Source organism: Vibrio hyugaensis, assembly GCF_002906655.1.
Lineage (GTDB): Bacteria > Pseudomonadota > Gammaproteobacteria > Enterobacterales > Vibrionaceae > Vibrio > Vibrio hyugaensis.
In genome coordinates this window covers 1,239,513-1,264,234 of record NZ_CP025795.1, presented here as the reverse complement: position 1 = coordinate 1,264,234, position 24,722 = coordinate 1,239,513, and the positions used below count along the sequence as shown (strand labels likewise).

Annotated in this window: 21 protein-coding genes; 7 read left to right on the top strand and 14 right to left on the bottom strand. The window is 45.7% G+C overall.

All coding sequences use genetic code 11. The annotated features are described in order from the left end of the window. Nucleotides 1-184: 184 nt before the first annotated feature. The gene (locus tag C1S74_RS22770) at nt 185-898 is read left to right on the top strand and encodes a hypothetical protein (protein ID WP_045401947.1); all 714 of its coding nucleotides are present in this window, start codon (nt 185-187) and stop codon (nt 896-898) included. Nucleotides 899-983: 85 nt separating this feature from the next. On the opposite strand, the gene C1S74_RS22765 is transcribed toward C1S74_RS22770, so the two are convergent. Beyond that, entirely contained in the window at nt 984-1,547 is a 564-nt protein-coding gene (locus C1S74_RS22765) for a porin family protein (protein ID WP_039976789.1), read from the bottom strand. 306 nt (nt 1,548-1,853) lie between these two features. On the opposite strand from C1S74_RS22765, the gene C1S74_RS22760 reads away from it, so the two are divergent. After that, a complete protein-coding gene (locus C1S74_RS22760) occupies nt 1,854-2,687 on the top strand; it encodes a transcriptional regulator (RefSeq protein ID WP_045401946.1) in 834 nt (277 codons plus the stop codon). Next, the gene (locus tag C1S74_RS22755) at nt 2,678-3,172 is read left to right on the top strand and encodes a hypothetical protein (protein WP_045401945.1); all 495 of its coding nucleotides are present in this window, start codon (nt 2,678-2,680) and stop codon (nt 3,170-3,172) included. The genes C1S74_RS22760 and C1S74_RS22755 overlap by 10 nt, the downstream gene beginning before the upstream one ends. Before the next feature lie 125 nt (nt 3,173-3,297). Here the strand turns inward: C1S74_RS22755 and fruA are convergent, their stop codons facing one another. From fruA to fruB, 3 genes are read right to left on the bottom strand one after another with little or no spacing between them, the layout of a single operon-like run. After that, nucleotides 3,298-5,043 (bottom strand): PTS fructose transporter subunit IIBC, encoded by a 1,746-nt coding sequence (fruA, locus tag C1S74_RS22750; RefSeq protein WP_045401944.1) that lies wholly within the window; start codon nt 5,041-5,043, stop codon nt 3,298-3,300. Nucleotides 5,044-5,062: 19 nt separating this feature from the next. Next, a complete protein-coding gene (pfkB, locus tag C1S74_RS22745; RefSeq protein ID WP_045401943.1) occupies nt 5,063-6,037 on the bottom strand; it encodes a 1-phosphofructokinase in 975 nt (324 codons plus the stop codon). Between the two features lie 11 nt (nt 6,038-6,048). Next, the gene (gene fruB, locus C1S74_RS22740; RefSeq protein WP_042602795.1) at nt 6,049-7,182 is read right to left on the bottom strand and encodes a fused PTS fructose transporter subunit IIA/HPr protein; all 1,134 of its coding nucleotides are present in this window, start codon (nt 7,180-7,182) and stop codon (nt 6,049-6,051) included. 425 nt (nt 7,183-7,607) lie between these two features. Between fruB and cra the strand changes: the two genes are divergently transcribed. Next, nucleotides 7,608-8,603: a catabolite repressor/activator gene (gene cra, locus C1S74_RS22735; protein ID WP_045401941.1), complete on the top strand. Its 996-nt coding sequence runs from the start codon at nt 7,608-7,610 to the stop codon at nt 8,601-8,603. Here cra and C1S74_RS22730 read toward each other — a convergent pair. After that, a complete protein-coding gene (locus C1S74_RS22730) occupies nt 8,593-9,546 on the bottom strand; it encodes an endonuclease/exonuclease/phosphatase family protein (protein WP_045401938.1) in 954 nt (317 codons plus the stop codon). The genes cra and C1S74_RS22730 overlap by 11 nt on opposite strands. A 126-nt stretch (nt 9,547-9,672) precedes the next feature. On the opposite strand from C1S74_RS22730, the gene C1S74_RS22725 reads away from it, so the two are divergent. After that, nucleotides 9,673-10,212 carry an RNA-binding S4 domain-containing protein gene (locus C1S74_RS22725; RefSeq protein WP_045401935.1) on the top strand — a complete coding sequence of 180 codons (540 nt, stop codon included), beginning with the start codon at nt 9,673-9,675 and terminating at the stop codon, nt 10,210-10,212. 107 nt (nt 10,213-10,319) lie between these two features. On the opposite strand, the gene C1S74_RS22720 is transcribed toward C1S74_RS22725, so the two are convergent. The 7 genes from C1S74_RS22720 to C1S74_RS22690 form a co-directional block, all read right to left on the bottom strand. Beyond that, a complete protein-coding gene (locus C1S74_RS22720) occupies nt 10,320-11,138 on the bottom strand; it encodes an EAL domain-containing protein (RefSeq protein WP_038870838.1) in 819 nt (272 codons plus the stop codon). A 93-nt stretch (nt 11,139-11,231) separates the two neighbouring features. Beyond that, nucleotides 11,232-12,152, bottom strand: a complete 921-nt coding sequence (locus C1S74_RS22715; protein WP_045401933.1) for an amino acid ABC transporter permease — start codon at nt 12,150-12,152, stop codon at nt 11,232-11,234. A 77-nt stretch (nt 12,153-12,229) separates the two neighbouring features. Beyond that, nucleotides 12,230-13,048, bottom strand: a complete 819-nt coding sequence (locus tag C1S74_RS22710) for a transporter substrate-binding domain-containing protein (RefSeq protein WP_038870832.1) — start codon at nt 13,046-13,048, stop codon at nt 12,230-12,232. A 9-nt stretch (nt 13,049-13,057) separates the two neighbouring features. Next, nucleotides 13,058-13,855: an amino acid ABC transporter permease gene (locus C1S74_RS22705; RefSeq protein ID WP_038877954.1), complete on the bottom strand. Its 798-nt coding sequence runs from the start codon at nt 13,853-13,855 to the stop codon at nt 13,058-13,060. Nucleotides 13,856-13,859: 4 nt separating this feature from the next. After that, a complete protein-coding gene (locus C1S74_RS22700; RefSeq protein WP_038870914.1) occupies nt 13,860-14,594 on the bottom strand; it encodes an amino acid ABC transporter ATP-binding protein in 735 nt (244 codons plus the stop codon). Nucleotides 14,595-14,729: 135 nt separating this feature from the next. Further along, complete coding sequence (locus C1S74_RS22695; RefSeq protein ID WP_045401927.1) at nt 14,730-15,368, bottom strand: lysoplasmalogenase; 639 nt, start codon at nt 15,366-15,368, stop codon at nt 14,730-14,732. Nucleotides 15,369-15,633: 265 nt separating this feature from the next. Then, nucleotides 15,634-16,782 carry an iron-containing alcohol dehydrogenase gene (locus C1S74_RS22690; RefSeq protein WP_045401924.1) on the bottom strand — a complete coding sequence of 383 codons (1,149 nt, stop codon included), beginning with the start codon at nt 16,780-16,782 and terminating at the stop codon, nt 15,634-15,636. 181 nt (nt 16,783-16,963) lie between these two features. On the opposite strand from C1S74_RS22690, the gene C1S74_RS22685 reads away from it, so the two are divergent. Together C1S74_RS22685 and C1S74_RS22680 are read left to right on the top strand one after the other, a co-directional pair. Then, a complete protein-coding gene (locus tag C1S74_RS22685) occupies nt 16,964-17,845 on the top strand; it encodes an AraC family transcriptional regulator (RefSeq protein WP_045401922.1) in 882 nt (293 codons plus the stop codon). A 278-nt stretch (nt 17,846-18,123) separates the two neighbouring features. Further along, nucleotides 18,124-21,282, top strand: a complete 3,159-nt coding sequence (locus tag C1S74_RS22680; RefSeq protein ID WP_045401920.1) for a chitinase C-terminal domain-containing protein — start codon at nt 18,124-18,126, stop codon at nt 21,280-21,282. A gap of 89 nt (nt 21,283-21,371) precedes the next feature. Here the strand turns inward: C1S74_RS22680 and glgC are convergent, their stop codons facing one another. Then, entirely contained in the window at nt 21,372-22,628 is a 1,257-nt protein-coding gene (gene glgC / locus C1S74_RS22675) for a glucose-1-phosphate adenylyltransferase (protein WP_103415373.1), read from the bottom strand. Nucleotides 22,629-22,941: 313 nt separating this feature from the next. Next, nucleotides 22,942-24,690: a formate--tetrahydrofolate ligase gene (locus C1S74_RS22670; RefSeq protein ID WP_045401913.1), complete on the bottom strand. Its 1,749-nt coding sequence runs from the start codon at nt 24,688-24,690 to the stop codon at nt 22,942-22,944. Nucleotides 24,691-24,722 lie beyond the last annotated feature (32 nt).

The window sequence follows — 24,722 nt, the reverse complement described above, 5'->3', positions numbered from 1 at the left end:
GAGGGAAAAGAGAATAGAAGTGAGAAGCAAAAGAGAGAAGAAGAGAGGCTGGAGAAAAAGATAAGGGCGAAAAGGAAGGCTGGTGGTTTGGTGTACACCTTACTGATTTTTATGATTTTCTTACAAGCGATTGATAAATCTTGCGTATACTAAGGAAACATCATCAATAAAAGAGCGAACGCAAATGAACAATCGCGGATTACATGGACTCTTCCTTTTAGGTTCACTAACGCTAATTGGCTGTTCTTCCACAGACGGCATTTCTACTGATAATACAGATTCTCAAGTCCCTGTAGAGATAAAAAGTGCAGATGCAGCGACCATCGCAACGTGGATTGACCAAAGTATTCTGATGCCACAGGGGCTTTCTTTAGAAACGGACAAAATTCGTTATGTTACAGGATCTGCTGATTTGAACAGTGATGGTACAGCAGAACATTTGGTGTTGTTCCAAGATCGTTACTTCTGCGGCAGTGGTGGCTGTACTGGGTACATATTCGATAACAGCGGCAAAGTGCTTAGCCGCATGTCAGTAACCAGAACACCGATTGCACTAATAGACAGCTACAGCAACGGTTGGCAAGACTTTGTTGTGTGGAGTAATGGTGCTTATCGTCAGATGAGTTACAACGGTGAATCTTATCCAAGTAACCCTTCAGTAGAACCTAAAATCGACCACAACACTCAAGTTCAGACAGCGACAGCGTATGTGATGGCGACAGAGTTATACCAGCAAGATGGTTACGATATTATGCCCGTCGATGACAAAGAGATTTGGACGCCGGCCAACGTGTATCACTTCACCTTTAAACACCATGGTGATCCGCAAAATGTTTACAACGCGACGGTGAACTTGAACAGCGGTGACGTGGATATCGAATCTGAACCGATGCAATAAATCGGCACGTTATACAAAAAAGGGCGAACGCTTATCGTAAGCGTTCGCCCTTTGTACTTTCTATGTGTCCGCGTTTGTTTTTTTATTAAAACTTATAAGTTGCACCCGCATAGAAAGAGCCGACCTGAATGTTGGTGTCCCAGTTTGAACCTTTCGAGCCGACATTGAAGTGGTCCATCTCATACGCTGCTCGGAAAGTGATGTTGTTAAACTGATGCGGCGTGTATTCAAGACCGGCCCCTACGCGAAGTAGCAACTCGTTTTCGTCTTCACCGAGAAATTCAGGAACATCCACCGAAATGTAGCCCAAACCTAGCGTCGCGAATGGTCGTAACCCATTGTCGAATGTGTAGCCAATGTTTGCAGCAACAGACGCACTATTTACGTTGAGATCAAAAGGCGTGTTCTTCACTTTGATATCACCGTAGTCAGTGTATTGAGCTTCTATACCGACGATACGATTGAATTGATAACCGCCAATAATTTTAAAAGTTGTGCCATCAGCATCCAAATGTGTAAACGGACTATCATCACTGTATGTGGTGTTACCCATACCCCCGCCCAGATAAAACCCTGATACATCCTGTGAGCTATTTGCATGAGCCTGAATGCTAACAAGTACGGCGATAAGGGTGGCTGCTTTTTTCATTGTTATTTACCTCTGTATTACTGTCTGTATTGTTGTGTTTAAAACAGTGTTCATTATCTAAATGAGGTGCTGAAAAACTAAACAAAAAGTAAACAAAAACCAAATAATTTCTATTGATTTAGTGACTTAGGCAATTGTGTGTTTTTTGTGCGCTCGGAAGGTATGCAGAGTTAAAAATTGATGTTTGAATCCTTCATTACTAAAAACTGAGTGCTGCATTGTGGTGTGATGAAGATGACTTGGTTTTTAGAATGGTTCTGCAAACCTGACCTATAATTCAAGGAGTTGAGAAAGCAGTGAGCCTGTATGCATAGAATCTATTTCGCCAATTTGGTCCTCGATCCGACGACAAGGACATTGTCCAATTCACACGGTAATGATGTTCCTCTAAGGCCACTTCCATACCAAGTGCTGAACTTGATGCTTGAAAAGCAGGGCGTACATGTAACTCGCGAAGAGTTGTTCGAAACCTGTTGGGATGGTTCAGTCGTGACCGATCAAGCATTGACCAATGTCATTTCCGGTTTAAGAAAGAAACTTGTTCAGTTGAACGCACAAGGCGTACAGATAAAAACGGTAAGTAAAATTGGCTATTTACTGGAAGTTGATGCGGATGTGAAACCCATCAAACAGAAAGTTGAGATACCGGAACTCCAAACGCTCGAAATTGATGATGTTGAGCATCAAGTCAAAGCAGCGCCCAAGCAAGAAGCTGAATCGCGAGACAAGGCATTTAGCTTAACCCCAATACTGATGACGGCTTTCTTGCTTTTTGCGGTTGTCTTTGTGCTTTATTTTCGTCCGTTTGTGCCACATCCTGATTTTCTTGATGATTCGGATTACCAACACTTTTCTGTGTCAGAAACGGACTTCTACTTTTACGATCAAAATCATGACGAGTTAGATCTTTCGGCTTTGGCAAAGAGCCTCAACGATGAGGTATTTCCGGTGTGTCCGGCCATCGTATATTTGCGTGTGTCTGAATCGGCTTATCAAGAAGGAGCGCATATTTTGCGTGCATTTGCTTTCGCCAAAAACAGCAATAAGAACGTCAACTACATTAAGTTTTCTCTCGATATCGACACCTTGAAAGAAACGGTCTTAGAGAGCATGAGCAGGGCGGATGCAATATGCAGATAAACAAACTACTCGTACTCAATATTGCGTTGGCAATTGGCCTAGTGGGCGTGGTCGTTCACCAAAAGTATTTCCAATCCGATGAAATTACTGGTTCGCGCTGGGCGTGTGCAACGTTTGAAGAAGACTTTATTACCAGAGGTTACCGACGTTATGAAAACATCAGTGATCGTTCTGTCGTGGTGTTTAACTCGGATAGAGACATGTACATTTTCCAGAAAGGCTCCTTGCTAACGAAAAAGGGCGAAAGCAAAGAATATGAACTGGTTTACAACGGCAAGTATCAAGTGGATGGACATGCGCTGACAGTGGATTATCAGAAAGTCAGTTGGAATGAACAGCCAACGGAGAGTGAGGTCTTCGTAAGAGACATGAACTCATACGTGGGCACAAAAACGGACTTCATTTACAAAGTGGAGGACGAGCAACTGTTCTTTTTCAATCAGAGCGAAACAGAAGAGAGTAACTTTATCTGCTATCGGATTTAGCGCCCGTTAGACTCCGATTATCGCTCAATAAAAAACACCTCCCAATGCCGAGGCTAGAGGGAGGTGTCGAATGCCAAATCGAGGGAGGCATTGTAATTAGATACGCATACGCGTTTCAGCCATGATTAAGCGGCTGCTTGTTGTTTCGCTTCTGCTTTGTTCTTTAGGAACGCGTAAGTGAAACCTGTTACCGCTGTACCTGCTGCGATTGCTACCAAGTACATTAGCACTGGTGAGATTGCGTTAGGGATAAGCAGTACGAACAAACCACCGTGTGGTGCCATCAGTTTTGCACCGAACAGCATAGATAGAGCACCAGTTAGTGCGCCACCCGCCATACATGATGGGATAACACGCATTGGATCTTTCGCTGCGAATGGGATTGCACCTTCAGAGATAAAGCACAGACCAAGCACGAATGAGGCTTTACCTGCTTCACGCTCGCTTTGCTCGAACTTGTTCTTAGCAATGAACGTCGCAAGGCCCATACCTAGTGCAGGAACCATACCCGCGGCCATGATTGCAGCCATTGGTGCGTAAGTTTGCGAAGCCAATAGACCTACACCGAATGCATAAGCAGCTTTGTTTACCGGACCACCTAAGTCGAAACACATCATTGCGCCAAGGATAATACCCAGTAGAACTGCACTGTCTGAACCCATGTTGTTTAGGAAATCAGTTAGGCCGTTCATGATGCCAGATACTGGACCGCCCACGATGTAAATCATCACTAGACCCGTGAACAGTGTCGCCACGAACGGGATGATAAGGATCGGTTTAAGCGCTTCCATTGATTGTGGCAGTCTTACTTTGTCGGCAAGGAACTTAGCAGCGTAACCTGCGATGAAACCTGCTGCGATACCACCAAGGAAACCTGCACCTGTTGAACTAGCAAGCATACCGCCAACTAGACCTGGAGCCAGACCCGGACGGTCAGCAATAGAGAAGGCGATGTAACCAGCAAGAACTGGGATCATCAAGGCGAATGCAGAGCCACCACCAATGTTCATTAGCGCTGCTGCTAGCGTACCTTCTTCTTTAAACGCTTCGATACCAAATACGAAGGATAGGGCGATGATCAAACCACCGGCTACCACAACTGGCAGCATGTGTGATACACCTGTCATTAAGTGTTTGTACGCGCCTTTCTTCTCTTCTGTCGCTGATGATGCGCTAGAAGAACCAGAGTGTTGGTATACGCTTGCTTGTTCAAACGCTTTGTCCATTTCTTCCGCTGTTTTCTTCAGAGCTGGACCTGTTTTAGTGCGGTACATCTTTTTGCCGTTAAAGCGGTCAAGAGGTACTTCGATGTCTGCTGCGATGATGACCAAATCTGCGTCTGCGATTTCTTGGTCAGTCAGTTGGTTTTTCGCACCTACTGAGCCACGCGTTTCCACTTTAATTTGGTGACCACGACGTTTGCCTTCCTCTTCTAGCGCTTCTGCTGCCATGAAGGTGTGTGCCACGCCGGTTGGACATGCTGTGATAGCAACAATCTTCTTAGTTGCAGATGCGCTTTCTGCTGGTGCTGCTACTTGTGCCGCAACTGTAGTTACTTGCTCTAGTGTCACTGCACCTTCAACAGCCGTTTGTAGGAAAGCGGATGCGTCTTTCGCTACAGTGCTGATATCTGCTTGGTAGACTTTTTTACCTACGAAACGAGAAGTATCAACTGGAGTGTTAGCCGCAATTACGATCGCTTCTGCTTGTTCAATGTCAGCGTCTGTCAGCAGTGTTGGTTCAACCACGCTTGATTGGCATTCAATCTTTGCGTTCCAACCCAGCTTCGCCGCTGCTTGTTCTAGTAGACCTGCCGCAATGATGCTGTTCGCAACACCACTTGGACAAGCTGTAATAATGGCAATATTCATACTGATAACCTTCTGTTCCTTAGTTTTTGTCTAAGTTCGTATTAGGGTAAAGCTCGGTTACTTGCGTTTGGAGCTTGATGTTCTCCAGTTCTTCCTGACTGGTTAGGCCAACGCCAACTTGGCTTACTGCTAGGGCAGAAAGCGCGGTAGCGAAGCGCAGTAAATCGTTTTTCGGCATCGCTTGCATGTGACCCCAGCACAAGCCAGCAACAAGCGTATCGCCAGCGCCAACAGTGCTTACTACATTCATTCTTGGTGGTTGAGCACGTAACCATTCGCCTTGGTTAAGCCACATCACGCCGTCTGCTCCCATAGAAACTACGATGTTCTCAATGCCTTTATCGCTTACCGTTTGCGCTGCTTCTTGGCATTGTTCTGGCGTTGAAAGGTGCTCGCCGACAAAGTCACTTAGCTCTTCATCGTTTGGTTTGATCAACCAAGGGTGAGCGTCGATGCCTGCACGTAGTGCCGCTTTGCTGCTATCGAACAAGACTTTCTTGCCTTTCTGATGCAGCTTCTCAATCCATGCCGCGCATTGCTCTGCAGTAACACCGCCCGGTAGGCTGCCTGCCAATACAAAGTAATCGTGTGTTTCTGCAAGGCGGAATAGGGTTTCTTCAAAGCGCGCGATTTCTTCTGCCGTAACTTGAACGCCAGGGAAGTTGATGTCGCTCACTTGGCCATCTGCTTCAACCAATTTCACGTTGATGCGAGTTGCGCCTTCGACTTCGACGAACTCGTTTTTAACCTTGATATCGCTAAATAGCTGGTGGAAGAGCTCTGGGTTGTCTTTGCCAAGAAAGCCCGTCACGGTTACGTCTGCACCTAGGTCACTAAGCACTTTCGCTACGTTTACGCCTTTACCGGCCGCGTGTAGGTTGCTCTTTTCAACTAGGCTGACAGAACCCACTTTAATTGAGTCCAGCGAACCTGTTAGGTCAAGGGCAGGGTTAAGCGTGATGGTAACGACTTTGTTTGTTTTCAATCCTGTCATTCTCTCGCCCCTTAACCTTCGCCAAGACCAGATGCGATTGCTTTGCCGATTGACTCAAGTGCTTGTGCAGCATCTGGACCTTCAGCAGAGAATTGAAGCTGGTGACCGTGTTTCACACCCAGCGCGATAACTTTCATTAGGCTCTTCGCGTTCACTGCTTTGCCGTCGCCATCTAGGTTTGCCACACGAATGGTAGATTCGAACTTCTTCGCTTCTGCTACTAGCATTGCGCCTGGACGAGCGTGTAGGCCGTGGGCGTTTTTGATTTTGAAGATTGCCGTGTTGCCATCTTCAGCCGCTTCAGTTGCCATTTCTTCGCCTTTGAACAGTGCAAGGATCTGTTCAGCAGAAGCATCAAGTAACTTGTTGTGTTCGTTGTTAAACACAAGCTTTGAAATCGTGCTTAGGATAGATTGGTGAGCGTTGTTGCAAGCTGCAAATGCAACTAGAGCACGCACTTTCTCACCTTCGAATTCACAATCATTTGCTGTTGATACAAAAGAAACACCAGTGCGAGTTACTTGTTTATCACTACCAACAAGCCATAGACCTTGACCAAGGTGCGTTGGTGTTTTTGTTACTAGGTCTGCAACGAACTCTGTACCTGCACAACCTGTGTTTTTAAGTAGGCCGCCAGCAACCGCGCTCATTTGAATCATGTCGCTTGCTGGGAATAGCAGTTGAATGAGAGAAGCATCGAAATCCGCTTCTAGCTGAACGTCGCCATGAAGCAGGGCAATAATGTCGTCTTCGTTTTTCGCATCACGCAGACGCTCTTCAACGCCATCCGCACCCAGTACTTTTGTTAGCTGCTTAAGAATGCCCAAGTGCTCGTCTGATTTCGCAGCAATACCAATAGCAACGTAAACTGTGTTGCCATCACCCCATTCAACGCCTTCTGGGAAGTGGTGAACAGCAACGCCGGTGGTTTTCACCATTGAGCGCGTGTCAGTCGTGCCGTGTGGAATCGCGATACCGTTACCTAGAAACGTAGAGTTCTGGTTTTCACGGTTTAGCATGCCTTCTACATAGCCTTGTTCAACCAGACCTTTGTCTGTCAGGCTTTTCGCGATGCTTTTGATCGCTTCAAACTTATCTGTAGCGGATTGAGATAGGGTAATGTCGTTCTTACTTAGCTTAAGCATGGTGCTTCTCCAGCCTTAAGGTATCTATTTCTAATTCATCTTGGCTACGCAGTACTTTGTTTGCGTAACGCCGTTTATCTATGGTTGCTGAACGTGTCTTTGTTCGTCATTTCTCTATGTGAGACGGTTTTGCTTAACAACAATTTACTGAACAAAAGAAACTGAATCGATTCAGCTTTTGGTCAAATTTTTTAAAACACTCAGCGAAACTGTTTCTAAAATCGAAACTTAACCACTCATGGCTTTATGCTTTTAAAGCCTAGCAAAGGGAGCCTGTATTGCGTGATTTTGGTGACTCTCGTCAATTTTTGAGTTTTGCTGAATCCTTTCAGCTTTTATACTGAATCGGTTCAGCATATAATTCAACTTATCGAAGGATCGTTGATGTATTAATATGATCCCGCGCACAGAACAGGGCTTAGAATATGACACTGGATGAAATAGCAAAATTAGCTGGGGTTTCGAAGACCACAGCAAGCTATGTGATTAACGGAAAAGCGCAGAAATACCGCATCAGCGAAAAGACTCAAAAGAAAGTCATGGCGGTGGTTGAGCAGTACAATTACAAACCGGATCACGCAGCATCTTCTTTAAGAGCGGGCAACTCACGTTCGTTTGGTTTGATCATTCCAGATTTAGAGAACACCAGTTACGCACGTTTAGCAAAACTGATTGAGCAGAACTCGCGTAAAGCGGGCTATCAAATTTTGATTGGTTGTTCTGATGATGATCCGCAAACGGAGCAAAAGGTTGCAGAGGCGCTCGTGAGTCGTCGTATTGATGCGCTATTCGTCGCGAGCAGTATGCCAGCAGCGAGCGAGTATTACCTCAAACTACAAAACTCCGGTACGCCAGTTATTGCGCTTGACCGCCCTATGGATGATGAGCACTTCTGTTGTGTGATCAGTGAAGATTTCGATGCGGCGTTTGAGCTAACCGAATCGGTCTTGTCTTCAGAGATTGATTCGATTGGTTTGATTGGTGCGTTAGAAGAACTGCAAGTCTCTAAAGAGCGTGAACTTGGTTTCCGTTCGGCTTGTCAGCAAGGTAGCACTGGTGTTTTGGTTGGCTATGGTCAGCACTTCTCCCGTGAAGAAGGCAAGAAGGTGCTCGAAGGTTGGATCGAAAAGGGCAAGCTGCCAGATGCGGTGGTGACCATGTCTTACACCTTATTAGAAGGCGTGTTGGATGTGATGTTAGAAAAGCCAGAGTTGATGGGCAAAGTACGTTTGGCCACCTTCGGTGATAACCGCTTGCTCGACTTTCTTGCAATCAAAATCAACTCACTTCCACAGCAGTTTGAGCTGATTGCCGACAGCGCAATGGAGTTGGCGCTTAATGCCTCAGCTAAACGCTATAAAGCAGGTGTAGAGTTGATTCCGCGTAAGATTGTAAAGCGCCACACCGACGCTAAAGCTTAATTTCAACCGTCAGCGCCACAAATGCGTGGTCGCTGGCGTTTTTATCTCTCTCAAAAGACGGATTGATTAAGTGCGCATCCAGCACTTGGTAGTTCGTGACTTCTGCTATTGATATATCGGCGTGCGCATCAAACTCTTGCGACAACAAGATGTAATCCAACACGTTTCCTTTCGCAAAGTGGTAGTGCGTTGCTGGCCGTGAATCTAGTGAGGGCGTTACGTGCAATTCCCATCCGTCATTGAGCTGTAAATCAGTGACGCTATCACCATATTGTTCAACCAACGCCTTGTTCACACTGGCATCAGTGATGGGTTGGTTCATGTCGCCCATTAATACCGTTGGCATCGGGCTACTCGCATAGTGCTTTTGCATGGCATCACGCAACATTGCCGCTTCCCAGCCACGTTGTTGAGTTGAGAGCCAACGGGCTATTGGTCTGCTTGCCTGTTCGGGGGCTTCTGTGTCCGCAGGGCGTTGAGATTTTAAATGCGTCACATAAACCGTAATGTGGCCGATAACGGGATGCACAATGCTCGCTCTAACCGGTTTTCGACTGAAAGGGGGCGCGGTGAGGTCGCCAAAGGCAGCGAGTGTTTCTTTGTCGAACGTAACTGCTTCATAATGTTCAATCGGAAAACGCGAAGCGACGGCGACAACAGGACGCGAGTAGATATAATCGCCTTCGACATGTGGCGTATCGACACAGGCAAAGTGTTCGTAACCGATCTCAGCAAAGAAGTTTTTGGTTTCTTCAATGCTGAACACTTCTTGCAAGCCGATGATGTCAGGATTGAGCTGTTCGATTTGTGATTTTGTCCAAGCGAGCTTGTCTTGCCATTGTTCTGTCGAGTAGATGTTCTCGAAATCATAATAGGCATTGGGTGGGGCGATAAAGTTAAATAGATTCGCGGTTGCGAAGGTGATTTGGCTCGTTTTAGACAAAATGACGCTCGTTCAAGGAGTTATTGGGTGAGTATATACCCAAATAGCAGAGATGAGTGAAGATCACGTTTCTATTTGTACGCATTCCGTTTAAACTCCGTTCATCAAGATTAATGAGTACCGAACATGACCCAAGATTACGAAAACGAAGAGTATTTAGAAGGCGAAGAAATTGAAATCGAAGCGATTGGCATCGACGTCGACGCGCACCCAATTGAACTGTATAAGCTTTTTAAAATCGCAAACTTGGTGAGTGGCGGTGGTGAAGCAAAACACATCATCGAAGAAGGTTACGTTGCGGTAAATGGTGAATTAGAAACGCGCAAGCGTCGCAAAATGTACGATGGTGATTTTTTCGAGTTCAACCAAGAATATTATGTTGTTGTCTGTGACGCGCCAGTAACTGAACCTGAATCTGCTGAAGAAAAAGCAGAGAAAAAGGCGAAGAAAGAAGCACAAGCGGCTCGCAAAGAAAAGTCTCGTGCGAAAAAGAACGACAAAGCGAACGTTAAAGGGCCGAAATCAACAGGCCGTAAAGCCGCGCACAAAGAGCGTAAAGCACAGAAAGAAGCCTTATCTCAATCGGCTAAGAAAGGCAAAAAAGAAGATAAGCCTAAAGCGACTCGCGATCCGAACAGCGGCCGTAACTCAATCGACTTCTTTTAATTGATGTTGGTTTGATTCGATAGATTCGAATAACTAAAAAGCGCCGACTTAGTGTGACTAAGTCGGCGCTTTTTATTTGTAGAGTGGGCGAGGATGCTCGTATGAGCTCAATGCAGAAGCTTATTACTATTAACCTGATTCGTCCAATGGTGGATTGCGTTAGGCTTGCCGAGGTAAAAACCTTGGTAATAATCTAAGTCTAATCGTTGCATGGCGGAAAGCTGAATGTTTTCCTCTACACCTTCTATCACGACTTTCGCATTCATCTCTTCAGCCAGTTCTACTGCGTTTGCAATCGCCAGCGTATCACCTGAACAATAATCGAGAAGGTAAGAACGGTCTATCTTGATGATGTCGGGGCAAAGATGTTTAACGCGAGACATGTTTGAATGGTGAGAGCCAAAGTCGTCAATAGCGAACAAGAAGCCATTCGCCCTCATCAATTGGACGGCTTCTATCAAAAGCTCAGTGTCACCACAAGATTCTTCAACTACTTCAAATACGACGTCAGAGGGGTGCATTCCAAGCTCTTCTAAGCGTTTGTACAGAAGGCCGTTATCTTTGAAACCCATATCTTTAGTTAGGGTAAGCAGCGTTTGAGGCATGACATTAAGAAATAACTTAATTGTTGAACCTGCGAAGTGCTTGGCAAAGTTACGAATATGAATAGCACGAGATAAAAACTCGATACATAGACGAAAGTAGGTATCAATACTTGCATCAGCAAAGAACAGGTCTGGCCGAATGTTAGCGCCGTCTACACCACGAATGCGGAGTAGGGCTTCCATACCTATTATGTTTCTATGCTTATCGAAGATAGGTTGATAAACACTGTAAAACGTATATTGGTTGAGCACGACATAGTATTCACCAAGACTGTCCTGTCTTATGTACTGCTCGTAGTCGGACTGCTGCTTTAACTCCATGAAAAACGCCAAAAAACTAGCATGGCAATGACTGTAACAGGATGGAGTTCCGATTTGAAGGCTTACAAAGTCTTAAATATGAGGGCTTTTAAGTTAATTTGAAATAGATTCCGATTTTTTCTCTATGTATCTAAAAATCATTGATAGACCGAAACAAATCAGAAAGTAAACGAAGCCGACGATTAACCAAATTTCGAAAATGTAGCCTGATGAATTGGCCATCTCTGTGCCGACAAAGGTCATTTCTTGAATCGAGATCAGCGAAACGATAGAAGTGTCTTTAACCAGTGAAATGGTTTGTCCGGCGAGGGCAGGTGTAATTGCTTTGAGTACTTGTGGGGCAATTACAAAACGGTATTTGACCCAGCGAGATAAGCCGAGTGAATCTGCAGCTTCCCACTGGCCTTTATCCACGCTTTGCAAACCAGCGCGAACCACTTCAGCAATATAAGCCGAAGACAGTAAGCCGACACAAAGCACACCAGAGGCCAAGTTTTCCCATAGGTTTGGTGGACCAAATAAGAAGTTCTGCAGTGCATTTATATCTCCGCGATAGTTGCGCAGAAGATCTTCTAACCCAAGTAATGGGATCAACTGGTTCGAGATGAAAAAATAGAAGATGAATACGAATACCAAAGGTGGAATGTTTCGTACCAATTGAATAAAAGCGTTGGCAGGTGTGCGCAACCAAGCTGAGCCTGAGAAACGAGCTAAACCAAGTAGCGTGCCCAATACGAGAGCAAAGGTGATGCCCCAAAGGCTTAAGCGCAGCGTTGAGATTAGGCCTTGGAAGAAATACGGCAAGCCGCCGTCTGCTCTTGGGGTGAATAAGAGGTCAATGGCTTCTTTCCAATGCCAGATGTAGTTTACGCCAACGGTAGAACGATGATAGAGCCAAACCCCAGCCAACGCGCAGATGGCAAGCAGTACCCAATCGAGTAGGTTAAAACGACTTAAGAAAAAGCCTGATTTTGCTTTGGTTGGTGCAACGCGAGTGGTGGTTTGTCCGCTCAAAGTTTGACTCCCGATAGTAGAGAAGAACACCGACTCGCAGTACGAGTCGGTGTTGTTAATTCGTGCGATGATTAAGGTTATTGACCTTGTGCCACCTGGTCTTGCCAATCTAGCGTTGAGAACCAGTATTCGTAGCGCTCATCTAACCAACCATCTTGTGTGCGAGCTTCAATCCACTTGTTAAAGAAGGCTTTTTTGTCTTCTTCTCCTAGGCGAACCGCAAAGGCTTCGTTACCTTTTGATAAGCGCTCAGTAAATGGAATAAACAGCTTATCTGCGTGTTTGATCGCTTCATGCTCCGGTTTCGGGCTTGATGCAATGACTGCGTGTGCGTTGCCGTTTAGTACTTCTTGGAATGCTTGAGCATCGTCATCAAACTGAAGGATCTTCGCTTTAGGGAACGTCTCACGCGCTACTTGCACTGTGAACGCGCCACGACGAGCGGCAATTTTTATACGGCGAGAGTCAAAGTCTGAAAACTCACTAAAGCCAGCAGCTAGCTCTTTGTTTGCTGCTACTTGAACGCCTGAGTGAGAATACGGTTCTGTGAACAATACGCTCTTTGAACGTTCTGGCGTAATCGACATGCCACCAATGATTACATCAAACTTCTTAGCAAGAAGAGCTGGGATGATGCCGTCCCACGCTGTCGGTACGAATTCAACTTGTAAGCCTGAATCTGCGGCTAGGCGTTTCGCTACATCGATTTCAAAACCAATTAACTCACCTTGTTTGTTACGCATTGCCCAAGGCACAAATGTTGACATACCAACGCGAAGCGTGCCGCGGTCTTTGATTTGATCAACATTTGGGGTCGCGGCTTCTTCTTTTGCAAGCGAAGGCAAAGCAATCGCAAGCCCCAATAATGCAGTAATGGTCGCTTTGAATAACTTCATGTTATCTCCTTATAATTTGCGCCAACTGGCTCCTAGTTTGTGTTCTAGCCAAGCGGATAGGCCAGAAAGTGATAGTGTAAGAGCAAGGTAGATTGCTGCTACGCTAAACCAGATTTCAAACGGCATGGCCGTTTCCGATACGATGTTTCTCGCTTCGGTCGTTAAGTCAAAGATTGCCATGACGCTGACAATTGAAGAGTTTTTAATAAGAGAAACCACTTCATTCGTCAAAGGTGGCAAGGTGCGTTGCAACACTTGCGGAAGTATGACGTCTTTGTAGGCGAAGAAAGGCGATAAACCTAATGTCTTCGCAGCTTCAAACTGACCTTTTGGAATGCTGTTTAAGCCAGCACGGAAGATCTCGGCGGTATAGGCTCCTTGGAATAAAGACAATGCGAGGACTGCGGTGCTGAATCTATCCAAGCCAATGACAGGACCAAAGACGAAGTAGAGTAGATAAATCTGTACCAGTAGCGGCGTATTACGAATAAGTTCGACATACGTCGTTCCAATCGCATTACCAACTTTGGAATCGCTAAGCCTTAAAAGCGCAGTCACCAATCCAATCACTAAAGTGAAGAATAGACTAATCGCAGAAATCTTTAGCGTGACGATAAGTCCTTCGATTAATTCTGCCGGCCACCACTCACCATCTTCGTAGAAGGCGATATAGTCAGGTACACGTTCCCACTGCCATTGATACCCCATTGCTTGAGCACCAGAATCTAATACCCATGCGATAGCGATGAGAAGGACAGTGATTTGTAGTAACGCTTGAAGGACAGGTTTGAAGATTCTATAGACCATGTATTTAGTAGCTCAGAATCTGATTTAAGAATGCCTGCGTCCGAGGGTGCTGCGGTGTCTCAAAAAGTGCCACAGGGGAGTTCATCTCGATGATTTCACCTTCATCCATAAAGACCACTCGATTGGCGACCTTTTTGGCGAATCCCATTTCGTGCGTTACACAAATCATGGTCATGCCACTTTGTGCTAACTCCACCATCACGTCCAACACTTCGTTGATCATTTCAGGATCGAGCGCCGAAGTCGGCTCGTCAAATAGCAGTAAATCTGGTTCCATACAGAGCGAGCGTGCGATAGCCACACGCTGCTGCTGACCACCAGACAGTTGAATTGGGTATTTGTTGGCTTGTTCTTCGATGTTAACGCGCTTGAGATAATGAATTGCACGTTTTTCCGCTTCTTGTTTAGAAAGCTTTAGCGTGCGGATAGGGGCAAGAGTGAGGTTTTCTAACACCGTGAGATGTGGAAACAGGTGAAAGTGCTGAAATACCATGCCGACTTTACCCGGTTTTTGTGCTTTAGAATTGGCAGGGTGTTCGAAGACGCTGAGCTCACCTTCTTGGATGGATTCTAAGTGGTTGATGCAACGGATTAGCGTGGATTTTCCTGAGCCAGAAGGGCCGCAAACAACAACGATTTCACCGGTATGTACTGAAAAATTAATGTCTTTGAGGGCGTGATATTCACCATACCACTTGTTTACGCCGCTGAACTCAACAACGATATTTTTCTCTTTCAAGGCTGCCAACTTTTAGAATAAATTTCTTTCTACAATAACAAGTTATTAACCGTATTGCACCTGTTAATCAAGCATAAACTGTCCAACTGGTGAGCAAATAACTCGTGATAAAACTAATCAATAATATAGTCAGTTTTAGAGAAAACGGATCACAATTGCGAAGACAGACATAGTGATAAGAAACTGTGCAGAGTAGTAGGTTGTCATCACCACTTGGCGCGAAAATACCGATGTACTGCCAAATCGTTCGAAGGCAAGGACAACTCCGGACATAGTGAAGATGAAACTGCCGAGAACCGCGAAGGCCGATGATTGGGTCTTTCCACTGGCGTAGTACTCCATCGCCATCCATAGCATTGTCATCAAAACAAAGATATAGCTAGCTACCGACCACTTTTCTTTCCCCAAATCGGGTTTAAAGAAGAAATAGGCACAGACGCCTACGCCAAATACGGCAAATGGCAACCAAGGTGTGAAGTGCCATGCTGCCATATTGATGAAGCCCAAAGCGTAACTAATTTGGGCAAGACAAAACAGTTTAATGCCCGCAACAAATTTGTCTTTTGGGTGCATTAAGATTAGGTCACCCATGAGTGACAATGAGAGACCGCCAATGATCCAGTGGGTGTAGGGGAGGTGGCTTGCCGGAGACAGCATTAGCATCCCAATCATTGCTGTGATGGGTAACGGTTTGGTCAAAAAGAATAACCACTTAGGGCCAGTCTTGATACTGATGATATGCATGAGCGCGCAAGCTACGACAATCAGCCACATACGATTAACTCTTGAATAGACGACTAAACGCTCATTTTTATGAGCAAGCAAAAAATGGACACATCGACTAGTAAGCACTTGGTTTGTTTTTGGTCATCGGCTTACATAACAACATCGAACTATCGCCTATTTGTTATTTTTTTAGCAGAAAAGTTCAATTTATATCGATTTGTCAGTGTGCGGCTAAATTACCATAAAAAAACGGTATTGTGTCTGCGCGGACACAATACCGTTAAAAAAGGCAGAAATTTGATAGATCAGGTCGTTATGCTACGGCGAGATCTAGGATCTTACGACTGTTTTCTAGGTCAATCGCTTGGTTCTCGCCAAGAACGGTCATGCCGTGCTTTGATAGCTGTGCAATTACTGAGTCAATAGCGGCTTCACGATCATCACCGTAACCTTCAAGTTGAGTTGCTACGTCTAGCTGATGATAGAAAGCTTCGATGGCTTGAATCGTGCGTTCTGCCAAATCTTCACTTTCTGATAAGCCAAATACGTTACGACCCATTTGCTCAAGCTTAGGGCGTTTGAACTGCATTTGGTTACGAAGTAGCGATGGTTGGATGATCGCTAGTGAGCGTGCGTGGTCTACGTGCCAAAGCGCAGTTAGTTCGTGACCAATCATGTGAGTCGCCCAGTCTTGTGGAACGCCACTACCAATAAGGCCGTTCAATGCTTGGTTTGCTGTCCACATTAGGTTCGCACGCCATTGGTCGTTATCACGTTCTGCGAACTGATCGCCGAGTACTTTTAGGTTTTTAAGTAGCGCTTCTGCATAGCCGTCTTGAACCATTGCGCCTGTTGGTAATGTTAGGTATTGCTCACAAACGTGAACCCATGCATCCACAAGACCGTTGATAAGCTGACGCTCTGGCAGGGTCTTCATTACGTCTGGGTCAAGAACTGCAAACTTCGGTTGAACTACAGGTGCTAAGAACGCCAATTTATCTTGCGTTTCTTTCTTCGTGATTACCGCGCCCATATTTGACTCGGAACCTGTTGCAGGCAGTGTCAAAATAGCTGCGAGTGGTGTTGCTTCTGTTACTTGGTGTTTACCTACCATGATGTCCCAGCCATCACCATCGTACTTAGCCGCAGCTGCAACGTATTTAGAACCATCAATTACTGAGCCACCACCAACAGCAAGAATAAAATCAACATTCTGCTCTTTAACGGTCGCTACCGCTTTATCCAAGGTTTCTTTCGTTGGGTTTGGCTCTACGCCTGAGAATTCAAGCCACTCGCGACCTTCAAGTGCTTGTGCAACTTGGTCATACACGCCGTTCTTTTTAATAGAACCGCCACCGTAGATCACCAGTACTTTTTGGTCTGCAGGGATTGCATCTTTGATTGCGGCAATTTGGCCTTGGCCAAAGAAGATTTGAGTAGGGTTGACGTATGAAAAGTTCATTATTAGACCTCTTGCTTCCAATGTGAGGATGGTTAATACATGCATATTAGTATGCGTTAACGGCGCTGAGTAGACCGATTTCTGCAAATTTATTGCCTATTTCTACAAATATACCGTTCTTGTGCTGGAACTGTAATCGGAACTCCAAGTATAGTGCGTGCATAACTATTGGAGTGACAAGATGAAGACACTTGCTGAGATCATGCAGCAGTACGCGACTAAATATGGTTTAGATGATTTAGAAGGCATTAAAGAAACCGCCATTGATGGTGTGTGGTTTTATCGCAGTAGCAAAGGCAATAATCGTCAACCTTTTGTTTATCAATCAGGGATTATTGTTTTAGGGCAAGGTTACAAGAATATTCATATTGGCCAAACGCCAGTACGTTATGGCCCTGACGATTATTTGGTTGTAGGCGTGCCTATGCCACTTGAGTGCGAAGCAATTTCTGTTAACGACGAGCCTTTGTTGGGTATTTCCATTGATATTTCTCCCGCCATGCTTCAAAAGTTGGTCAAAAAACTGGAGTCGCAACACTTCAGTAATACTTGTGAGGACACTGCTCGTTGTGGGTTGAAATCGGTTCGTATGAACGATCAGATGCTGGATGCGTGCAAACGCCTAATGAAGGCATTGTGTAACGATCTTGAAGTCGCGATGCTTGGCGACATGCTTCTAGAAGAGATCGTCTACCGTACTTTGGTGAGTGAATCCGGCCATGTTCTTTTTGAGCTCGCACATCAAGAGGGGTCGTATGCGAGGGTTGCAAAAGCATTAAACCGCGTTCATCAGGAATACCACGAACAACTCAATGTACAAACCTTGGCGGAAGAAGCGAACATGAGTGTCTCTGCATTCCACCAAGCGTTTAGAAGTGTGACTCTAGAATCGCCTTTGCAATACATCAAAAAGGTGCGTTTAAACAAAGCTCGTGAATTGATTCAGCTTGAAGGAAGAAGAGTGAATGACGCCGCGAGACAAGTGGGCTATAGCAGTCCTTCTCAGTTTAGTCGTGAGTACAAGCGGCACTTTAACGAAACGCCAAGATCAACAAAGGCTTAGTGATCTTTATTTCAAAATTAGGACTTTTTTTGTGTTTTTTAATTATTTGCGATCGATATATTTATTTGAGTAATAAAATTAGTTATCGGTGCAAAATAAGATGTCATTCGTTGCAAAGTTTTAGTGGATTCTTGAGAGGTGTTGCTGAAAATCTATAAATTCTTAGTGTGAAACTCTGTACTTGTACTTAAGTTATTTTACGTCGAAACAAAAGTAATGATGCGCAGTATTTAAAGCGTATTTTGTATTGTACTAACAATAACTTAAGGAAGAGCAATATGCACCTTAGAAACGGGAAAGCAGTAAAGAGTGTATTTACACTCAGTACGTTAACTGCATCTTGTCTAATGGCCTTCAACAGCTATGCAGCCGTTGATTGTACGCCGTTAGCGGCTTGGGATTCGTCAAAGGTTTACAATGGCGGTGACCAAGTTCAACACGAAAACAGCGCATACAAAGCGCGCTACTGGACGCAAAACAACAACCCTGCACAGTCCGGTCAATGGGGGGAGTGGGAAAACCTTGGCGCTTGTGATGGTGGCCCAATTGACCCACCAGTGAATGAAGTTCCGACAGTTTCATTAACTTCACCTTCTGCGTCGGCTTCAATTACAGCAGGTGATGTTGTTACTCTTGCTGCGGATGCGGCAGATACGGATGGAACCATCAGTAAAGTTGAATTCTTTGTTGATGGCGCTCTAGTGGGTACGTCAACTGCAGCACCTTTCACAGCATCATGGACGGCGACTGAAGGCGCGCATGAATTCTCAACGAAAGCTTACGATGATAAAAACGCAGTGAGTGCGGCAAGTGCTGTAACCCTTACTGTTAACGCCGGTCAGCCTGGTAATGAAGCACCAACCGTTGACGTAGCGCTCTCTGCAACGACTGTGGATCTTGGTGGTACGGTAACGGTGACTGCAAATGCAGCTGATGCTGACGGTGCGGTTGCGAAAGTGGAATTCTTCGCAGCAGGTACGCTGATTGGTACAGCAACTGCTGCTCCTTATTCGGTTGACTTTACTGCAGCAACGGCAGGCAACGTCTCAATTTACGCGAAAGCGACAGACGATGCTGGTGCGACAACAGACTCTTCTCTTGTATCGTTAGTGATTAATGGCGGTGCGGCTACTTCAAACTGTCGTCCAGATGGTCTGTATCAAACGGCAGGTGTCGACGTTCCTTACTGTACTATTTACGATGAAGATGGTCGTGAACTAATGGGTACAGATCACCCGCGTCGTGTTATCGGTTACTTCACAAGCTGGCGTAGTGGGGATGACCCGCAAGCTGCATACTTAGTGAAAGACATTCCTTGGGATCAGCTAACACACATTAATTACGCGTTCGTGAGCATTGGCTCAGACGGTAAAGTGAATGTGGGCGATGTAACAGATCCAACTAACCCAGCAACAGGTAAAACATGGCCAGGTGTTGAAGTTGACCCAGCACTGGGCTTTAAAGGTCACTTCGGCGCACTTGCAACTTATAAGCAAAAACACGATGTTAAGACGCTAATTTCAATTGGTGGTTGGGCTGAAACCGGCGGTCACTTCGGTGCTGATGGTAATCGTGTTGCTGACGGTGGTTTCTACACCATGACGACCAATGCTGATGGCTCTATCAACCATGCTGGTATCGAGAAGTTTGCAACGTCTGCCGTTGAAATGATGCGTACCTACAAGTTTGATGGTCTAGATATCGACTACGAGTACCCAACGTCAATGGCGGGTGCTGGTAACCCTTACGATAAAGACTTCATGGAACCACGTCGTGCTTACTTATGGGCATCTTACCAAGAGCTGATGAAAGTTCTACGTGAGAAATTAGATGCGGCTTCTTCGCAAGACGGCATCCACTACATGCTAACAATCGCGGCGCCTTCTTCTGGTTACTTACTGCGTGGTATGGAAACGTTCGACGTTACTAAGTACCTCGATTACGTAAACATCATGACCTACGACTTGCACGGTGCTTGGAATGATCACGTTGGTCACAACGCTGCCTTGTACGACACTGGTAAAGATTCTGAGTTGGCACAGTGGAACGTATACGGCACGGCGGCATACGGTGGTATCGGCTACTTGAATACTGACTGGGCGTATCACTACTTCCGTGGTTCTATGCCAGCAGGTCGAATTAACATCGGTGTTCCTTACTACACTCGTGGTTGGCAAGGTGTAACAGGTGGTGATAATGGCCTATGGGGCCGAGCAGCACTTCCTAACCAATCTGAATGTGCTCCTGGCACTGGTGAGGGTGAGAAGAACAATTGTGGTCACGGCGCTATCGGTATCGATAACATGTGGCATGACACTGACCCTAAAGGCAACGAAATGGGTGCAGGTTCAAACCCAATGTGGCATGCGAAGAACCTAGAGAAAGGTATTTGGGGTTCTTACGCTCAAGCTTACGGCCTAGACCCTGTGAACGATCCAACGGACAAGTTTGTTGGTTCTTACACTCGTCACTATGATGATGTTGCGGTTGCACCATGGCTATGGAATGCTGAGAAGAGCGTTTTCCTATCGACAGAAGATAAAGCGTCTGTACAAGTGAAAGCGGACTACGTTATCGACAAAGAAATCGGTGGCATTATGTTCTGGGAACTGGCAGGTGACTACAACTGTTATGTACTAGACGCAAATGGCAACCGTACTGCAATCGATGCTACAGAACAGGCTTGTGCGGCGGGCAATGGTGAGTACCACATGGGTAACACTATGACTAAAGCGATTTACGACAAGTTTAAGTCTGCAACGCCTTACGGTAACAAGATCGCGACAGGTGCTCTCCCAACGGAAGCTGTAGATATTGCAGTCAGTGTCGGTGGTTTCAAAGTTGGTGACCAGAACTACCCAATTAACCCTAAGATCACGTTCACAAACAACACTGGTCAAGCTATCCCTGGTGGTACAGAATTCCAGTTCGATATTCCTGTATCTGCACCAGATAATGCGAAAGATCAGTCTGGCGGCGGTCTAAGTGTGATTGCTTCTGGTCATACTCGTGCAAACAACATCGGCGGTTTGGATGGCGTAATGCACCGCGTATCCTTCTCTCTACCAGCATGGAAAGATCTACCAGCGGGCGGCACTTACGAGCTTGATATGGTTTACTACCTACCAATCTCTGGCCCTGCTAATTACACGGTGATTTCTGGCGGTAAAGAGTTCGCGTTTAAGTTCGAGCAACCAGACCTACCAATTGGTGACCTAAACTCTGGCACTGGCGGTGGTGGTACTGAGCCGGGTACTTGTGACACTGCGGGTCTAGTTACTTACCCAGATCTTCCACAAACAGATTGGCAAGGTAACCCAAGCCACGCAAACCAAGGTGATAAAGTGATTCACAATGGTGTGGTGTACCAAGCAAATTGGTGGACAGCATCTGAGCCAGGTAGCGATGGTAGCTGGGCGACAGTATGTAACATCTAATCCGTTTTAATCGGTTATGGGGAAGCGCGCGATGTAAATCGCGCGCTTTTTATTATGGGAGATTAATAGTGTTACCAATGGCGAGTCAGTTAGAATTCATACCCCTCAGGGATAACCACGATGCCTTTTTCCGATACGTGGAATCGCTTTGCATCCTCGATCTTGTTCATACCGATTTGAGTGTGTGGTGGGATGCAAACATGTTTATCGATAATACAGTTCACGAGTTGGCAGCCTTCGCCTACTTCAACATCATCAAAAATAATGCTGTCCACGACCGTTGCGCTGTCTTGAATACGCACGTTAGATGCAATAACAGAATGCTGAACAGAGCCACCAGAGTTTATGACGCCATTAGCAATGATTGAGTTAATGAAAATACCCTCATTGCCAGTAGCAGAAGAAACGGTTCGTGCTGGTGGAAATTGGGCTTCATAGGTTCGAATGGCCCAATTGGGTTGGTACAAGTTCATCGGTGGAACGGGTTCTAACAAATCCATATTTGCTTCATAGAAAGAGTCAATCGTACCCACATCGCGCCAATAGCAGTCTTTGTCAACCCGGCCTTTGCTGCCACAAAATTTGTACGCGTAAACCGACTCGGTATCAATGAGCTTAGGAATGATATCTTTACCAAAATCGTGGCTCGACTCTTCGAGTTGCGAGTCTTGTTCGAGAGCCTCTTGCAATACATCCATATTGAAGATGTAAATTCCCATCGATGCGAGACTCTGTGTCGGATCATCAGGCAGAGTAGGTGGGCTTTCTGGTTTCTCGATGAAAGACTGCACCAAACCACTTTCATTTGTTCCCATCACACCAAAAGCGGTTGCTTCTTCTACAGGAACATCCATACAAGCTACAGTTAGTTTTGCTCCGTTCGATTTATGCTCTTCGAGCATTGCCGCGTAGTCCATTCGATAGATATGGTCGCCGGATAGAACGACGACGTACTTGGCATCATTACGGTCGAGAAGCCACATGTTGTGGTAAATAGCGTCCGCAGTGCCTTCGTACCATGCACCACCTTTGCGCATTTGGGGTGGGACAGCGGTAATGTACTCACCAAGTTCGGGATTAAAAACGGACCACCCATCTCTTAAGTGTTTTTGTAATGAATGGGATTTGTATTGAGTGAGAACTAATATCTTTCTTAAACCTGAATGAAGACAATTAGTTAGCGTAAAGTCGATGATTCGGTATTTTCCTCCAAAGGGGACCGCAGGCTTTGCCCTATCATCGGTCAATGGACTGAGTCGAGACCCCATTCCTCCAGCTAAAATTACGGCGAGTGCATCTTGCATAATATTCCCTTTCCCTTGTTCTTCGTGTCCTGAAGCAGCGATAAGCCTGAGGAGTTAGCCAACTGCTCGCGTGCTTATATTTGACGTTATGTAATGCTACATAACGCATTACAAGATTCGAGCCACAGAATTTTTCTAATAGAATCAATGCGCTTTGAACAAAATGGAAGGTTGGTTGCACTATATTAGGGAGTTAAGGAATATACCGTGCACTATATTGGTGAAAGGGAGGTGTGGAAGTAGTACCTTGGTGTTGGTTTACACTGTAAAGCTATTTAAAAACAGAGGATTAAGAGGAATAAATGGAAAAATAGGAGTGTTGAACACTCCCATTATATTTTTAAATTCGCATACCTTAAGAAAGGCCGATAATATTGCCTTGATCATCAAGGTCCAAATTCATAAATGCTGGTTTATCTGGTAAGCCTGGCATGGTCATAACATTACCTGAAAGCGCGTAAACAAAGCCAGCCCCTGCGCACAAACGCAGTTCTCGAATTGGCACGCTGAAGCCACTTGGTGCCGCTTTAATGGCAGAGTCGGTTGTGATCGACAATGGTGTCTTAGCAATACAGACCGCTAGGTTATCAAAGCCGAGTGCTTCAAAGTGTGCTAATTGTTTCTTGGCTTGCTCGCTCATGTCGATGGTTGACGCCCCATAACCCGCTTCACACACTACCATCAATTTTTCTTTTAGGGGCTGTTCTGGCGTGTAAAGGGGACGGAATGATGAGGGTTGCTCACAGGCTTCAACAACATGTTGCGCCAACTCAATCGTGCCTTCACCCCCTTGGCCAAATGCCGTGCTCACGGCCACTTTTACATCCGGATTGAAACGCTTAACCAATGATTTCAACTCACTAAGTTCTTCTAACGAATCTTGAGGGAATTGGTTAATGGCGACGACCGCAGGAATACCATATTTGTGGACATTGTTAATATGCCATTTTAGGTTTTCAAATCCTGCTTCCAATGCGGCTTGGTCAGGGTTAAAGATTGAATCCGGAATCGCCATGCCTGGGCGAAGATCATAATGACCCGAATTGGCTTTTAAGCCCCGGAGTGTTGCTACGATCACCACACAGTCCGGGGCTCGATTCGCAGCCGAAGCTTTAATATTGCATGCTTTCTCGAAACCCATATCAGAACCAAAACCTGCTTCAGTGACAACGTAACTAGAAAGTTTTAGTGCAATTTGATCGGCAATGATAGAGGAATTGCCATGGGCTATGTTGGCAAAAGGGCCAGCGTGAATTAACGTAGGTACACCTTCCAACGTTTGCATGAGTGTTGGGGCAATGGTGTCTTTTAATGTGACAGCCATAGCTCCTGCGACTTGTAGGTCTTCCGTTGTAATCGGTTTGCCTTCTAAGTTGTAAGCGACAACAATCCGACCTATACGCTGGCGTAAGTCGTTTAAATCTTTTGCAAGCGCGAGTATCGCCATCAGCTCGGAAGCGGCAGAGATATCAAACCCTTCATCACGCTCAAAACCGTTAATGGTTTTACCTTCTTCGTTCAGACCAATTTTCACCATACGCAGTGCGCGATCGTTATGGTCCATAACACGTTTCCACGTGATACGCTCAACGTCGATTTTAAGCGCAGTTAAACCCGTTCGTGCTTCAAATGCCTCATAGCCTTCTCGTTGTTCATGGTAAAGACGTGCATCCAATGCTGCAGAAGCAAGGTTGTGTGCTGCGGTAACAGCATGAATATCGCCTGTGAGATGAAGATTTAGTTCGTCCATAGGGGCGACTTGAGAGTAACCACCGCCAGCTGCACCACCTTTGACTCCAAAGACTGGCCCCATTGAAGGTTGGCGAATGCATGCCATGACCGATTGGTTAATCTTGGAAAGGCCTTGCGATAAACCAATAGTGGTGACTGTTTTACCTTCACCAAGAGGGGTGGGCGTGATTGCTGTAACCAATACCAATTTACCGTCTTGATTTGTATGAAGGCGTTGAAGGCACTGGGGGTGAACTTTGGCTTTATATTTTCCGTGTGTATCAAATTCGTGCGGTAAAAGGCCTGCGTTTGCGGCAACGGTAGCGATGGAAGATAACGGTGTGTTTCGGCAAATTTCAATATCAGACTGCATGGATACTCCAAAAAAATGGCTAACACGTAGCG